At 71.6% G+C, this 13,762-nt stretch carries 14 protein-coding genes and 1 tRNA gene; 10 read left to right on the forward strand and 5 right to left on the reverse strand.

All coding sequences use genetic code 11. From position 1 onward, the window contains the following. Positions 1-19: 19 nt before the first annotated feature. On the reverse strand, positions 20-937 hold the full coding sequence (locus ACWEN0_RS02925) for an LLM class flavin-dependent oxidoreductase (RefSeq protein ID WP_451968378.1): 918 nt from the start codon (positions 935-937) through the stop codon (positions 20-22). A 65-nt stretch (positions 938-1,002) separates the two neighbouring features. Between ACWEN0_RS02925 and ACWEN0_RS02930 the strand changes: the two genes are divergently transcribed. Beyond that, positions 1,003-1,776: an MmyB family transcriptional regulator gene (locus ACWEN0_RS02930; RefSeq protein WP_451968379.1), complete on the forward strand. Its 774-nt coding sequence runs from the start codon at positions 1,003-1,005 to the stop codon at positions 1,774-1,776. Here the strand turns inward: ACWEN0_RS02930 and ACWEN0_RS02935 are convergent. Continuing rightward, positions 1,752-2,240: a DedA family protein gene (locus ACWEN0_RS02935; protein WP_451968381.1), complete on the reverse strand. Its 489-nt coding sequence runs from the start codon at positions 2,238-2,240 to the stop codon at positions 1,752-1,754. The genes ACWEN0_RS02930 and ACWEN0_RS02935 overlap by 25 nt on opposite strands. Further along, positions 2,212-2,808, reverse strand: a complete 597-nt coding sequence (locus ACWEN0_RS02940) for a class I SAM-dependent methyltransferase (protein ID WP_451968383.1) — start codon at positions 2,806-2,808, stop codon at positions 2,212-2,214. The genes ACWEN0_RS02935 and ACWEN0_RS02940 overlap by 29 nt, the downstream gene beginning before the upstream one ends. Positions 2,809-2,939: 131 nt before the next feature. On the opposite strand from ACWEN0_RS02940, the gene ACWEN0_RS02945 reads away from it, so the two are divergent. From ACWEN0_RS02945 to ACWEN0_RS02965, 5 genes are all read left to right on the forward strand, one after another. Beyond that, positions 2,940-4,058 carry a sensor histidine kinase gene (locus ACWEN0_RS02945; RefSeq protein ID WP_451968385.1) on the forward strand — a complete coding sequence of 373 codons (1,119 nt, stop codon included), beginning with the start codon at positions 2,940-2,942 and terminating at the stop codon, positions 4,056-4,058. Next, positions 4,055-4,711, forward strand: a complete 657-nt coding sequence (locus ACWEN0_RS02950) for a response regulator (protein ID WP_451968387.1) — start codon at positions 4,055-4,057, stop codon at positions 4,709-4,711. The genes ACWEN0_RS02945 and ACWEN0_RS02950 overlap by 4 nt, the downstream gene beginning before the upstream one ends. A 46-nt stretch (positions 4,712-4,757) precedes the next feature. After that, positions 4,758-5,600, forward strand: coding sequence for an alpha/beta fold hydrolase (locus tag ACWEN0_RS02955; protein ID WP_451968389.1), 843 nt, complete (start codon positions 4,758-4,760; stop codon positions 5,598-5,600). Positions 5,601-5,616: 16 nt separating this feature from the next. Further along, positions 5,617-6,798 carry a PQQ-dependent sugar dehydrogenase gene (locus tag ACWEN0_RS02960; protein WP_451968391.1) on the forward strand — a complete coding sequence of 394 codons (1,182 nt, stop codon included), beginning with the start codon at positions 5,617-5,619 and terminating at the stop codon, positions 6,796-6,798. A gap of 245 nt (positions 6,799-7,043) precedes the next feature. Continuing rightward, positions 7,044-7,436, forward strand: coding sequence for an NUDIX hydrolase (locus ACWEN0_RS02965; RefSeq protein ID WP_451969830.1), 393 nt, complete (start codon positions 7,044-7,046; stop codon positions 7,434-7,436). A gap of 69 nt (positions 7,437-7,505) precedes the next feature. On the opposite strand, the gene ACWEN0_RS02970 is transcribed toward ACWEN0_RS02965, so the two are convergent. Continuing rightward, positions 7,506-8,099 (reverse strand): TetR/AcrR family transcriptional regulator, encoded by a 594-nt coding sequence (locus tag ACWEN0_RS02970; protein WP_286003625.1) that lies wholly within the window; start codon positions 8,097-8,099, stop codon positions 7,506-7,508. A gap of 95 nt (positions 8,100-8,194) precedes the next feature. Continuing rightward, the gene (locus ACWEN0_RS02975; RefSeq protein WP_451968393.1) at positions 8,195-9,160 is read right to left on the reverse strand and encodes an acyl-CoA desaturase; all 966 of its coding nucleotides are present in this window, start codon (positions 9,158-9,160) and stop codon (positions 8,195-8,197) included. A gap of 204 nt (positions 9,161-9,364) precedes the next feature. On the opposite strand from ACWEN0_RS02975, the gene ACWEN0_RS02980 reads away from it, so the two are divergent. The 4 genes from ACWEN0_RS02980 (at position 9,365) to ACWEN0_RS02995 (ending at position 13,728) form a co-directional block, all read left to right on the forward strand. Then, positions 9,365-9,436 (forward strand) — tRNA-Gln (locus ACWEN0_RS02980). Between the two features lie 39 nt (positions 9,437-9,475). After that, the gene (locus tag ACWEN0_RS02985; protein ID WP_451968395.1) at positions 9,476-11,230 is read left to right on the forward strand and encodes a diguanylate cyclase domain-containing protein; all 1,755 of its coding nucleotides are present in this window, start codon (positions 9,476-9,478) and stop codon (positions 11,228-11,230) included. 48 nt (positions 11,231-11,278) lie between these two features. Then, complete coding sequence (glmU, locus tag ACWEN0_RS02990) at positions 11,279-12,751, forward strand: bifunctional UDP-N-acetylglucosamine diphosphorylase/glucosamine-1-phosphate N-acetyltransferase GlmU (protein ID WP_451968397.1); 1,473 nt, start codon at positions 11,279-11,281, stop codon at positions 12,749-12,751. Then, positions 12,748-13,728 (forward strand): ribose-phosphate diphosphokinase, encoded by a 981-nt coding sequence (locus ACWEN0_RS02995; RefSeq protein ID WP_451968399.1) that lies wholly within the window; start codon positions 12,748-12,750, stop codon positions 13,726-13,728. The genes glmU and ACWEN0_RS02995 overlap by 4 nt, the downstream gene beginning before the upstream one ends. Positions 13,729-13,762: the final 34 nt, after the last annotated feature.

Raw genomic sequence — 13,762 nt, forward strand, 5'->3', positions numbered from 1 at the left:
ACCCCCGACAGGTTTCCGATCACGGCTGGTCGCGCAGCAGTTCCACCACCTCCGCGAGCCGGGGCAGCTGCTCGTCGAACACCTTCGGGTCGGTGCTCGCGATCCGCAGCAGGAAGTGCTCCGCGCCTTCGTATTCCCGCAGCCGGGCGGCCACCTCCGGCGCGGATCCCGTCACCTGCAGCTGGATCCCCTGGACGAAGCCGGCCGGCATGCCGTAGTTCCGCCGGCAGTACTCCTCGAGCAGCGCGCGGCCGCGGGAAGGGTCGTCCTCCACCAGCACCGTCGCGAACAAGGCCGGGGTCATCGGGCGCGACGACCGGATTCGCGCCAGGCCCGACGCGTAGTCCGCCGGGTCGGGCGGGTACGGCAGCCAGCCGTCGTACAGCCGGCCGACGCGCTCCAGCGCACCCGGCGTGTACGCCGCCAGCCACACCGGCGGGCCGCCGGCGCGTGCGGGCGCCGGGTAGGACGGCAGCGAGTCGTAGTGCAGCACCGGCCCGTGGAACGACGTCTCCCCGCGCCACGCGGCCCGCCACAGCCCCACGATGTCGTCCAGCCGGGCCCGCCGCCGCGCCCACGGAACGCCCGCGAACGCGAACTCGGGCTCGCTCCGCCCGGCGAACCCGGCGCCGACGGCCACCGTCAGCCGGCCGCCGCTCAGCAGGTCGAGCGACAGCAGCTGGTTCGCCGAGAGCACCGGGTCCCGCAGGGCCGGGAGCAGCGCGGCCGTCCCCAGCGTCACCCGTGAGGTCCGGGCCGCGAAGGCCCCCAAAACGGTCAAGGCGTCGAGCGGAGCGCGTGCGAGGGTGTCGCCCACCCACACCGAGTCGAGCCCGAGCTCTTCGGCGGCGACCGCGACGTCGACCAGCTCGGGCGCGGTCCGCCCGGCGTCGAGGATGGGCTGGTAGGTCGGCACGACCAGGCCGTGTTTCGTCATACCCGGACCCTCGCCGAATCCGGGAAACGGCTCAATTCCCCACGGGGAATGACGAAGATGGACCCGTGGACTTCGGAACCGCGCTCAAGGACTGGCGCACGAGGCGCCGGCTCAGCCAGCTCGACCTCGCCCTGCGCGCGGGGACGACGCAGCGGCACGTCAGCTTCATGGAGAGCGGGCGCTCGCTGCCCGGCCGCGGCATGGTGCTGCGCGTCGCGGAGTCGCTCGAACTCCCCCTGCGCGAGCGCAACGGCCTCCTGCACGCCGCCGGCTACGCGCCGACGTACCCCGAAACCCGGCTCGACGACCCCGCGATCCGGCCGGTGCTCGACGGGCTGCGGCGGCTCCTGGACGGCCACCGGCCCTACCCCGCGATCGTCGTCGACCGCTACGGCGTGCTCGTCGCGAAGAACGACGCGTTCGCCCTGCTCGTCGAAGACGTCGCGCCCGAACTGCTGCGCGAGCCGGTCGACACGCTGCGGCTCGCGCTGCACCCGCGCGGGATGGCGCCACGCGTGCGCAACCTCGACGACTGGGCCCGGCACATCCTCGAGCGCCTCCGCAACGACCTCGCGCGCACCCCGGACGACCGGCTGGCCGCGCAGCTCGCCGAGCTGACGGGCTACCTGCCGCCGCACCACCCGCCGGGCGACGGCCACCTCGGTTTCGCCGTCCCCGTGCGACTGTCCACTTCGGTCGGTGAGCTGCGGCTGATCACCGCGATCACGACGTTCGCGACCGCGGCCGACGTCACGGTGTCGGAGCTGAAGCTGGAGACGTTCCTGCCCGCGGACGCCGAGACCGCGGAACGCCTTCAGACCACCATCGCCGTCACCTGACCCGCCAGCAGCTCCGCGCTCGCCCACAGCACCGCCGCGCCCGCGCTGCCCGCGGCGAACCGCCGGTACGGCATCGCCGCCGAACCCGCGACGCGCGGGACCACCGTCCGCAGCCCGGCCAGGCACCGGCCCGCGACCACCGCCGGGACGCCGTAGCGCGCGATCGCCGCTTCGGCGCGGGCCCAGCGGTCCCGGCCGACGCGACGCGCCAGCCGCGGCCCCCACCACCGCCCTTCGAAGTACGCGAGCTGGTCGCCCAGGACGGCGGCCGCGACGGCCACGGCCAGCGCGAGTCCGAGGTGGAGCGTGCCCCGCTGCGCGAGGTAGCCCATCAGGAGCAGCGCCGACAGCGTCGGCAGCACGATTCCCGGCAGCAGCGCGGTTTCCGCGGTGATCAGCAGCGCGCAGACGAGGTAGACGGCCGCCGGCGGCGCGTCAAGCAGTGGCCGCAGCAGGCTGTCCACGCCGGGTCCTCCCCACCGCCACCGGCAGCGCCGCACGGTAGACGAACGCGGGCGGCAGGTTCCCCCAGACGACCGAAGTGCGCTCTACGACTGCGAAACGGCTTCGCAGCGAAGCGGCGAAGCGACGCGCGGGTGGCGTCCAGGCCGCGTGGGCGTACGCGAACGTCGTGAACCGGCCGTTCGGCGCCAGCGCCGCCGTGACCGCGTCAAGGATGCCGTGCTGCCGGTCCGCGGCCATCGCCGTCCACGGCAGGCCCGAGACGACGACGTCGAAGCCGTCCGGCGCGAGGTGTTCGGCCGATCCCGCGACGACGTCGACCTGGGGAAACCGCCGGCGAAGCTCGCCGGCGAATCGCGGGTTGATCTCGACGGCCGTCAGCCGCGCTTCGGGGCGAAGCAGCGCGAGGACCGCTTCGGTGAACACGCCGGTACCGGGCCCGAGTTCGGCGACGCGGGCCGCGCGCTCCAGGCCGAGGCCCGCCGTCATCGTCCCGGCCAGCCGTGGCGAGCTCGGCGCGATGGCGCCCGTCAGCATCGGGTGGCGGAAGAACTCCCTGGTGATCGACATGACCCCGACGCTAGGTTCGCCGGGGGTGGCCGCGAATCCGTCGGAGCGACCGGTTCCCTCCTCCCGCGGGAGGACCAGGTCGAGCCGCCGGGATGACGCCGTGGGCCGCGTCGCCGCGTTACGTTCGGCGCGTGGAACGGCTCGTGAAGTGGGTGCGCAGGCACCGGTGGACGGTGGACTTGCCCCTGTACGCCGTGTTCGTCTTCCTCGCGCCCGGCTGGACTGGCCAGGACCCGTGGGTGCTGCGCGCGATCCCGATGCTGTTCCTGCTCCCCCTGCTGGTCCGCCGCCGGTACCCGCGCACGGTCGCGGTGCTCGTCCTGGCGGCCACGCTCGCCGCCTACGCGAACGGGGTCTGGGCGTACGACCGTGGCCGCGCCGAGCTGAGCATGGCCGTCGTGCTGTTCAACCTCGTCCAGCGAGGCGACCGGCGGTTCGCCGCGCTGACCGCGGCCGGGATCCTCGCGCTCGACGTGTTGTGGGGGATCGGCCGGGGCCCCGACACGCAGAACCCGGTCCTGAACGTCGTCATCATCCTCCCGATCCACTTCGCCGCGTGGGCGCTCGGGGAGTTCTTCCACGCGAAGGCGCAGCTGACCGCGGAAGAGAACCGGCGCGCCGAAGCGCAGGCCCGGGCGGCGATCGCGGAGGAGCGCACCCGGATCGCGCGCGAGCTGCACGACGTCCTGGCGCACAGCATGAGCGTGATCGTGCTGAACGCCGAGGGCGCGAAGCTCGCGCGGCACCGCGACCCCGAAGCCGTCGACCGGACGCTCGACACGATCGGCCGCACGGGCCGGGACGCGCTGGCCGAGCTCCGGCGGCTCCTCGAAGTACTGCACGCGGGCCCGGGGGCGCGCCGTCCCCAGCCGACCGTCGCCGAGCTGCGCGGGCTCGTCGAGCAGTGCGGCCGCCCCGTCACGCTCGAGGTCACCGGCGACCCGGCCGGGCTGCCCGCGAGCGCCGCGCTGCAGGCGTACCGGATCGTCCAGGAGGCACTGACCAACATGATCAAGCACGCCCCCGCCGACGCGACCGGCCGCGTCGACGTCGCGTTCGAGCCGGACGGGATCCGGATCGAGGTGACGAACACCGGTGGCCGCGCCGCGCCCGTCGCGACGCTGCCGTCGTCCGGGCGCGGGCTGGCCGGGATGCGCCAGCGCGTCGAGATGTTCCACGGCGAGCTGGCGGCCGGCCCGCGGCCGGACGGCGGCTACCGCGTGGGCGCGAGCCTGGTGGTGCGGCCGTGAGCACCCGGGTCCTGCTCTGCGACGACCAGGAGCTGGTGCGCGTCGGGCTGCGGATGATCGTCGAAAGCCAGGACGACCTCGTCGTCGCGGCCGAGGCGGCGAACGGCGAAGAGGCCGTCGCGAAGGCCCGGGCGCTGCGGCCGGACCTCGTGCTGATGGACGTCCGGATGCCGGTGCTCGACGGCGTCGCGGCGACCGGGCGGATCTGCGCCGAGCTGCCGGACGTGCGCGTCCTGATCATCACGACGTTCGACCTCGACGAGTACGCGTACGCCGCGTTGCGCGCCGGCGCCAGCGGCTTCCTGGTGAAGGACGCGCCGTCCGAAGAGATGCTCGTGGCGATCCGCGGGGTGCTGCGCGGCGACGCGATGGTCTCGCCTTCGGTCACGCGGCGGCTGCTCGACCGCTACCTCGCCGACGACCGCGACCCGGTGGACGTCGCGAAGCTCGAGGTGCTGACCGAACGCGAGAAGGACGTCTTGGGCCTCATCGCGCGTGGCCTGTCCAACGGCGAGATCGCCGCGAAGCTCTACATCGGCGAGACGACCGTGAAGACGCACGTCGGCCGGATCCTCGGCAAGCTGCGCCTGCGCGACCGGGTGCACGCGGTGGTGTTCGCCTACGAATCCGGGCTGGTGCGACCCGGCTCCTGATCACTCCTTATTTATCCTCTTTATAGGGAGCGTTAGAGTACTTTGCATGACGATATACAAGTCCGAAGCCGGAGCGCGCCTGCTGCGTGAGCGCTACCTCGACGCCCTGACGGCGTGGCCCGCCCACGACCAGGTGCGCGTGCCGACCCCCGAAGGCGAGACGTTCGTGCTGGTCACGGGCCCGGCGAGCGCACCACCACTGGTGCTGCTGCACGGCTCCGGCAGCAACTCCGCGGAATGGGCCGAGCGGATCCCGGCGCTCGCCGAGCGGTTCCGGGTGCACGCCGTCGACATCATCGGCGAGCCCGGACTGAGCGCCGAGACGCGGCCGCCACTGGACGGCGACCGGTACGCGCGGTGGCTGGACGCGGTGCTGGACCACTTCGCGGTGGCGCGGGCGGCCTTCCTGACGTCGTCGTTCGGCGGCTGGCTCGCGCTGGACTACGCGACCCGGCGGCCCGAGCGCGTCGCCGCGCTGGCGTTGCGGTGCCCGATCGGCCTCGGCCCGATGAAGAAGGGCTTCGTCGTCAAGGCGATGTTGCTGTCGCTATTCGGTGAGAAGGGACGGCGGAAGTCGGTGGCCGGCGTGCTCGGCGAACCGGGGACGTCGCCGATCGTCGAGCACCAGCTGCTGGTGTCCGCGCACTACCGGTACCGCACCGGGCCGTTCCCGGTCTTCGGCGACGCGGCGCTGGCCCGGCTGACCATGCCGGTGTACGCCGTCGCCGGGGCGGACGACACAATGGCCGACTCCGCGACGACGCACCGCTGGCTCGAGGCGGCGGGCGCCGAAGTGGACCTGGTGCCCGGCACGGGGCACTACATCCCGGGCTCGCGCGACCTGGACTTCCTCACGGCGGTCGCGGCGAACGGCGATTTCACCGCTTGATGGCAGGATGAACCGTATGCGGCGTGTGCTGGGTCTCATCGGTGCGGTGTCCCTGCTGGTCGCGGGCTGCTCGGGCGCGTCGAGCGCGCCCGTCCAGAGCGTCCCGGCCGCGGCCACGCCGGCGGCGTCGACCGGGAAGTTCAAGGTCGAGACGGTCACCGCCGGATTGCAGCACGGCTGGGACATCGGCTTCCTGCCCGACGGCGGCATCCTCGTGCCGCAGCGGCCCGGCAAGCTCGCGCTGATCCGCGGCGGGAAGGCGGCCGACGTCAAGGCCGACTTCTCCGACGTCCTCGTGCAGGGCGAAGGCGGGCTGCTCGGCATGGTCATCAGCCCGGACTTCGCGACCAGCCGCGAGTTCATCACCTGCCAGGACCACCAGGAGGGCGGCAAGGCCGTCGACATCCGGCTGGTCACCTGGAAGCTCGCCGAGGACGGCGCCAGCGCGACGAAGGTGAAGAACCTGCTCACCGGGCTGCCGGTGAACCCGAGCGGCCGGCACTCGGGCTGCCGGCCGACGTTCGCGCCGGACGGCGCGCTGCTCGTCGGCACCGGCGACACCGCGCGCTCGACCGTCGCGCAGGACCGCCACTCCCTCGGCGGCAAGGTGCTGCGGCTGGACGCGAAGACCGGGAACCCGTTGCCGGACAACCCGTTCATCACTTCGGCCGACCCGCACGAGCGGCTGATCTACACCTACGGGCACCGCAACGTCCAGGGCGTGGCGATCCGCCCGGGCAGCGGCCAGGTGATCACGGCCGAGCACGGGCCGGCCTTCGACGACGAGGTCAACCTGCTGAAGCCGGGCGCCAACTACGGCTGGGACCCGTCCAAGGGCGGCACGGACTCCAACTACGACGAGAGCGTCCCGATGACCGACCTCAAGCGCTTCCCGGACGCGGTCAGTCCACTGTGGACGTCCGGCAAGATCACCGAGGCGATCAGCGGCGACGCCTTCCTGACGGGTGCGCAGTGGGGCAAGGACGACGGCGCGCTCGTCGTGGTGGCGTTGAAGGGCCAGAAGCTGCTGCTGTACCACTTGGACGCGGCGGGCAAGGTCCTCGACGTCACCCTGCCACCGGAGTTCGACGACAAGTTCGGCCGTCTGCGGGCGGTCCGCAGCGGCCCGGACGGGGCGTTGTACGTGACCACGTCGGACGGCACCGACGACAAGCTCCTGAGGGTCACCCCCGCCTGACCGTGAGAAAGCCACGGCCGTCCGGTGCCGTGGGCACTTCCGCCGCGGGTGGCGGATCGCGGAACATGGTTCACACCAAGAGTTTCGCCCGCCCCCGACGAGTGTTGGACGCGGTCCGAAGATGGTTTTCCCGCGGCAGCACCGCGCCGGTCCCCGTGCGCCACCGCCGACCTGGCGGACGGGGACCGGCCTCCAGCTCCACCTGCCCACGGCTCCCACCCCGCGCCTAGGATCGGGCCATGACCGTGATCGACAAGATCGCCTGGATCCACGTCGCGGACGGCCGCGTCCTGGCCGCACGCTCCCGCGGCAAGGACAAGTTCTACCTCCCGGGCGGCAAGCGCGAGCCGGGCGAGACGGACGCCGAGACGCTGGTGCGGGAGATCCGCGAGGAGCTGGACGTCGAGATCACCCCGTCGACGATCGAGCCGGCGGGCACGTTCGAAGGCCAGGCCCACGGCAAGGCGGCGGGCACCGTGGTCCGCACGACGGCCTACCGGGCGGAGTACACCGGGACGCTGCGGGCGAACAGCGAGATCGAGGAGATCGCCTGGCTGACCCACGCGGACCGGCCGCGGGTGTCGTTGGTGGCGCAGCTGATCTTCGACCACCTGCGTGAGACCGGCCGGCTCAAGTAGCCAGGAACCCGGCGACGTCCGCGCTGAACGGGCGCAGTTTCGGCACGCCCGGCCCCGCGCCGGAAACGCTCACCCCAGCCGCAGCTTCGGTTTGTGCTCCAGGTGCGACAAGCCGTTCCAAGCCAGGTTCACGAGGTGCGCTGCGACCTCGTCGCGCTTCGGTTTGCGGGCGTCCAGCCACCACTGGCCCGTCAGCGCGACCATGCCCACCAGTGCCTGCGCGTACAGGGCAGCCAGTTTCTCGTCGTAGCCGCGGGCCGCGAACTGCTGGGCCAGGATGTGCTCCACCTGGCTCGCGATGTCGTTGAGGACCGTGGAAAACGTGCCCGTCGAACTGGCCACCGGGGAGTCGCGGACCAGGATGCGGAAGCCGTCGTGGGAATCCTCGACGTAGGACAGCAGTGCCGTCGCCGCCTGCTCCAGCATCACGCGGGGGTGGCCGCCGTGGAGGGTCGAGACCATGCGGTCGAGCAGGAGCTGGGTTTCGCGGTCGACGACCACCGCGTAGATGCCCTCTTTGCCGCCGAAGTGTTCGTACACCACGGGTTTCGACACGTTGGCGCGGTGCGCGATCTCCTCGATCGACGTGCCGTCGAACCCTTTTTCGGCGAACAGGGCCCGCGCCACGTTGAGCAGCTGCTGGCGCCGCTCGCTGCCGGTCATCCGGACCCGGGTCACCGGGGCGACCGGACGCGCCCCGGTGACCTGCTGCTCACGCTTCGACCGTCGTCTCCCCGCCACCAGAGCAGCCTAGTTGACTAGCCCTTTTCCATCTTGATACGGGCCAGCCGCTGCGGGGTCGGCCAGCGGACGTCGTGCACCCAGCCGAACTTCTCGAAGATCCAGATCAGCCGCGCGGAGATGTCGATCTGGCCGCGCTTGACGCCGTGGCGCGCGGACGTCGGGTCGGCGTGGTGCAGGTTGTGCCACGACTCGCCGAAGCTGAAGATCGCCAGCGGCCAGAAGTTCGCCGACTTGTCGCGCGCGGCGAACGGGCGCTCGCCGATCATGTGGCAGATCGAGTTGACCGACCACGTCACGTGGTGCAGCACGCAGATGCGCACCAGGCCCGCCCAGAAGAACGCGGTGACCGCGCCCCAGAGCGACCACGAGATCAGGCCGCCCAGCAGCGCCGGCAGCAGCAGGCTCACCAGGGACCACAGCCAGAACAGCTCGTCGACCTTCTTGATGGCCGGATCCTTCACCAAGTCGGGCGCGAAGCGCTCCGCGTTGGTCTGGTCGCGCTCGAACAGCCAGCCCATGTGCGCGTGCCAGAAGCCCTTCGCGATGGCCCACGGCGAGGTGCCGAACGCCCACGGCGAGTGCGGGTCGCCGTCGCGGTCGGAGAACGCGTGGTGGCGACGGTGGTCGGCGACCCAGGTGATCACCGGGCCCTGCAGGGCGATGCTGCCCGCGATGGCCATGACCACGCGCAGCCACTGCTTGGCCTTGAACGAGCCGTGCGTGAAGTAACGGTGGTAGGACACCGTGATGCCCAGCCCGCTGATCGCGTAGAACACCACGAAGATGCCGACGTCGACCCAGCTCAGTCCCCAGCCCCAGGCGAACGGCACGGCGACCAGCAGGGCCACCAGCGGCGCGATGACGCCGAAGTAGACCGACAGCTGCACGCCGATCCCGCGCGTGCCTTCGATGACGGGTTTGGGCCCCTTCGGAGCCGGTGGCTCCCCGGTGGGCTGCGATCGGTCGAGCGTGGCCGTCATACGCTTCACTTCTTCCTACAGGGTGCCCTTTACAAAGGGTGACCTAACCTACGATGCCGTAAGTTACGGTACAGGAGGTTCGGGTGCCTGGGGAGTGCCTGAACGCTCACACCGGTGCTTCGGAGCGAAGTACCCCGCGGACGGCCCGGTAACGCATCCCCCGCGCGGACGACACCCGATCGTCGCTATCCTGACCAGGTTCGATCCGCCGTAGTGTAATCGGCAGCACTTCAGATTTTGGTTCTGACAGTTCAGGTTCGAATCCTGGCGGCGGAGCAGCAGCACGAGAACCCCGAAACCCACGACACCGGGAGGTTGGCGCTGACCGAAGAGGCGACCGACCCGGTATCGGCCAGGCGGCCCGCGCTGGTCGAGATGTCCGACGCGTGGCTCGTCGGGCGCGCGCGCGAGCTGACCGCCGCGATCCAGCGCTCCGAATACCCGCAGCAGCTCGAAATCGTCTCGCTGATGGACGAGCTGCTCGACGAGACCCAGCGGCGCGGGGAACCCCTGCTCGTCGCGCAGCTGCTGCGCGCGTCCGCGACCGCGCGCCTGATCACGAAGGGCCTGGCCGCCGAAGCGGAGCCGCGGCTCGACGAAATGCTCGCGCACACCCGGCGGCACGGCCTGGCCCTGCTGCGCGCCGACGCGCACGCCCTGCGGGGGCGCCGGCTCGTGCTCGCCGCGCAGGAAGACGCCGCGCTCACCGAGATCGCCCGCGCGCTCGCCATCCTCGACGACTCCGCGACGCCGGACCGGCAGGTCGGGGTCCGCGCGTGGAACCGGATGCTGTGGTCGACGCTGAACGACTGCTGGATCGTGCTGAACCAGCTCGGCGTGTACGAGTCCGCCGAAGAGGTCAGCAGCCGCGCCGCCGCCGCGATCCGCGAAAGCGCCAGCCCGCACGAGATCACCCTGCAGCTGCTGAACCGCGTGAAGATGCTGCTCGGCTGGGGCCTGCGGCTGGAGCGGATCGAAGAGTACGACGAGAGCGCCGAGAAGTTCCGGACCGCCGCGTCGATGTCGATGGCCATCGAAGGGCCCTACAGCGAGTCGCTGTTCCCGCGCCGGGCCGGCGTCGAAGCCGTCGAGCAGGTCGGCGTGCTCGCCGCCGCGCTCGCGCTGCACCGGCCCAGCGAGGACCAGGTCGACCGGCTCCGGCGGCTCCACGAAGGCACCGCCTACCCGGGCGAACGCGAGATCGTGACGATCGCGCTGGCCCGCTGCCTGGACAAGGCGGGCCACCGCGAGGAGGCGCTCGGCGTCCTGCGGTCGGCCCGCGAGTCGCTGACCGACGACACGTCCCAGCCGTCGATGCGGCTGAACATCGCGCGCGAGCTCGCCCGGCTCGACACGAGCCCGGACTACGCGTCCGGCGCCAGCCAGTCGCTGATCGACTACGCGACCCGGCTCGAGACCGAGATGTGGAGCCTGCGCGAGTCGCAGATCGCCACGCTGAACGCCCGCCGCGAGCACGAACGGCTGTCCGCCGAACACGGCGCGATCACCCAGCAGGCGCTGCAGGACCCGCTCACCGGCCTGCCGAACCGGCGCGCGCTGGACGAGAAGCTGCGCCAGCTCGCGTCGTCGGCCGACGCGCAGCCTCTCGCCGTCGCGCTCGTCGACCTCGACGGGTTCAAGGGCGTCAACGACAAGCAGTCGCACGCCGAAGGCGACAACGTGCTGCGCGTCGTCGCGAGCACGCTTCGTGACGCCCTGCGCGGTGACGACCTCGTGGCGCGCTACGGCGGCGACGAGTTCATCGTCCTGCTCCCGGGCACGCCGGCGTCGGCGGCGAAGATGGCGCTCGGCCGCGCAGTGAAGTCCGTCGCAGGTCTGCCGCACCACCTCTCGCACGGCGTCACGCTCTCGATCGGGCTCGTCTCGCTGCGGCCGCAGGAGCGCGGCGAACAGGTCCTCGCGCGCGCGGATGCGGCCATGTACCAGGCAAAACGCGGCGGCGGCAACCAGGTCGCGTCGGCCAACTCGATGGCCGCCGACCCGGCCGCGGCGTGGGCGGGCGAAGGCCCTCCCACCGACCCCGCGTGGGACGCCGAAGAGCCCGGTTAGGATCGGTGCCCGACAGAAGCCACACGTTGGTAACCGTTGGGAGCGCCGTTGACCGGCCCGCTGAGCACGTTGATCCTCGCCGCGGGTGAGGGCACCCGCATGCGTTCTTCGACCCCGAAGGTGCTGCACCCGATCGCCGGGCGGCCCCTCGTCGAGCACGCCGTCCGGGCCGCCGCCGGCCTGTCCCCCGAGCACCTCGTCGTCGTGACCGGCCACGGTCGCGAAGCCGTCGGCGCCCGGCTCGCCGAGGTCGCCACCGCGCTCGGCCGCGAGGTCGGCACCGCGGTCCAGGCCGAGCAGAAGGGCACCGGCCACGCCGTGTCCTGCGCGCTCGCGACGCTGCCGGCGGACCTCACGGGCACGGTGATCGTCAGCTACGGCGACGTCCCGCTGCTCGACACCGACACGCTGCGCTCGCTGCTCGAGGAGCACACCGAGGCGAAGAACGCGGTCACCGTGCTCACCGCGGTCGTCGCCGACCCGACCGGCTACGGCCGGATCGTGCGCGACACCGACGGCAAGGTCACCGGCATCGTCGAGCACAAGGACGCCACCCCGGCGCAGGCGGAAATCACCGAGATCAACTCGGGTGTGTACGCCTTCGACGCCGCCGTTCTGCGCGACGGCCTTTCGCGCCTGTCGACCGACAACGCGCAGGGCGAGCTGTACCTCACCGACGTCCTCGGCATCGCGAACGGCGACGGGCTGCACGTCGGCGCGCTCGTCGTCGACGATCCGTGGCTGACCGAGGGCGTGAACGACCGCGTCCAGCTGTCGGTCCTCGGCGCCGAGCTGAACCGCCGGATCGTGCGGCGCTGGCAGCGCGAGGGCGTCACCGTCGTCGACCCGGCCACGACCTGGATCGACGCGGGCGTGACCCTCTCCCGCGACGTCGTCCTCGAACCGAACGTGCAGCTCAAGGGCACCACGTCGGTCGGCGAGGGCAGCACGGTCGGGCCGGACAGCACGCTGACGAACGTGCGGATCGGCGCCGGCGCGTCGGTCGTGCGGGTCCACGGCTCCGACTCCGAGCTGGGCGACCGCGTCAACGTCGGCCCGTTCACCTACCTGCGGCCCGGCACCAAGCTGGGTGAGAAGGGCAAGCTCGGCGCGTTCGTCGAGACGAAGGCGGCCGACATCGGCGCCGGCACGAAGGTGCCGCACCTGACCTACGTCGGCGACGCCACGATCGGCGAGCACAGCAACATCGGCTGCTCGAGCGTGTTCGTGAACTACGACGGGGTGAACAAGCACCGGACCGTTATCGGGTCGTATGTCCGGTTGGGTGCCGACAACACCTTCGTCGCCCCGGTGCAGGTGGGCGACGGCGCTTACAGTGGAGCCGGCGCGGTGATCCGGGAGGACGTCCCACCGGGCGCTCTCGCGGTGTCCGCGCCGCCGCAGCGCACCATCGAAGGCTGGGCGGTCCGGCGCAGGCCGGGCACGCCCGCGGCCGAGGCGGCCCAGGCCGCGCTCGACGCCGAGTCAGAAGCAGGAACCGACGGGGAGTCGCCAGCATGAGTCCGAAGTCCGGCACGCCGAAGAAGAACCTGATGCTCTTCTCCGGGCGTGCACACCAGGAGCTCGCCGAAGAGGTCGCCAAGCACCTCAACGTGACGATCACCCCGCAGACGGCGCACACGTTCGCCAACGGCGAGCTGTTCGTCCGCTTCGAGGAGTCCGTCCGCGGCACCGACGCCTTCGTCATCCAGGCGCACACCACGCCCATCAACGAGTACGTGATGGAGCAGCTGATCATGGTGGACGCGCTCAAGCGGGCGAGCGCGAAGCGGATCACCGTGGTGATGCCGTTCTACCCGTACGCGCGCCAGGACAAGAAGCACAAGGGCCGCGAGCCGATCTCGGCGCGGCTGATCGCGGACCTGTTCAAGACCGCGGGCGCCGACCGGATCATGACGGTCGACCTGCACACCGCGCAGATCCAGGGCTTCTTCGACGGCCCGGTCGACCACCTGATGGCGCAGACCGTGCTGGCCGACCACATCAAGGCCACCTACGGCGACGCCGACATCACGGTCGTCTCCCCGGACTCGGGCCGCGTGCGGCTGGCGGAGAAGTGGGCCCAGCAGCTGGGTGACCGCCCGATCGCGTTCATCCACAAGACGCGCGACCCGGACAAGCCGAACCAGGCCGTGGCCAACCGCGTGGTCGGCAAGGTCGAGGGCAAGCTCTGCGTCCTGATCGACGACATGATCGACACCGGCGGCACGATCGTGAAGGCGACGGAAGCGCTGATCGACGAGGGCGCGGCGGACGTCGTCATCGCGACGACCCACGGCATCCTGTCCGACCCGGCGACCGAGCGGCTTTCGCAGTGCAAGGCGCGCGAGGTCATCGTGACGAACTCGCTGCCGATCCCGGACGAGAAGCGGTTCGAGGGCCTGACAGTCCTGTCGATCGCCCCGATGCTGGCGGAGGCGATCCAGCAGGTCTTCGAAGACGGCTCGGTGACGTCCCTCTTCGACGGCAACGCCTGACGACCCGTCCGCCGGGCGCGAAACTCCGCGCCCG

Source organism: Amycolatopsis sp. NPDC004378 (assembly GCF_053602455.1).

Coding starts and splice junctions, on each gene's coding strand:
- ACWEN0_RS02940 (WP_451968383.1), bottom strand. CDS start 2,808: ATGTCGATCACCAGGGAGTTCTTCCGCCACCCGATGCTGACGGGCGCC.
- ACWEN0_RS02925 (WP_451968378.1), bottom strand. CDS start 937: ATGACGAAACACGGCCTGGTCGTGCCGACCTACCAGCCCATCCTCGAC.
- ACWEN0_RS02995 (WP_451968399.1), top strand. CDS start 12,748: ATGAGTCCGAAGTCCGGCACGCCGAAGAAGAACCTGATGCTCTTCTCC.
- ACWEN0_RS02960 (WP_451968391.1), top strand. CDS start 5,617: ATGCGGCGTGTGCTGGGTCTCATCGGTGCGGTGTCCCTGCTGGTCGCG.
- ACWEN0_RS02970 (WP_286003625.1), bottom strand. CDS start 8,099: ATGACCGGCAGCGAGCGGCGCCAGCAGCTGCTCAACGTGGCGCGGGCC.
- ACWEN0_RS02955 (WP_451968389.1), top strand. CDS start 4,758: ATGACGATATACAAGTCCGAAGCCGGAGCGCGCCTGCTGCGTGAGCGC.
- ACWEN0_RS02975 (WP_451968393.1), bottom strand. CDS start 9,160: ATGACGGCCACGCTCGACCGATCGCAGCCCACCGGGGAGCCACCGGCT.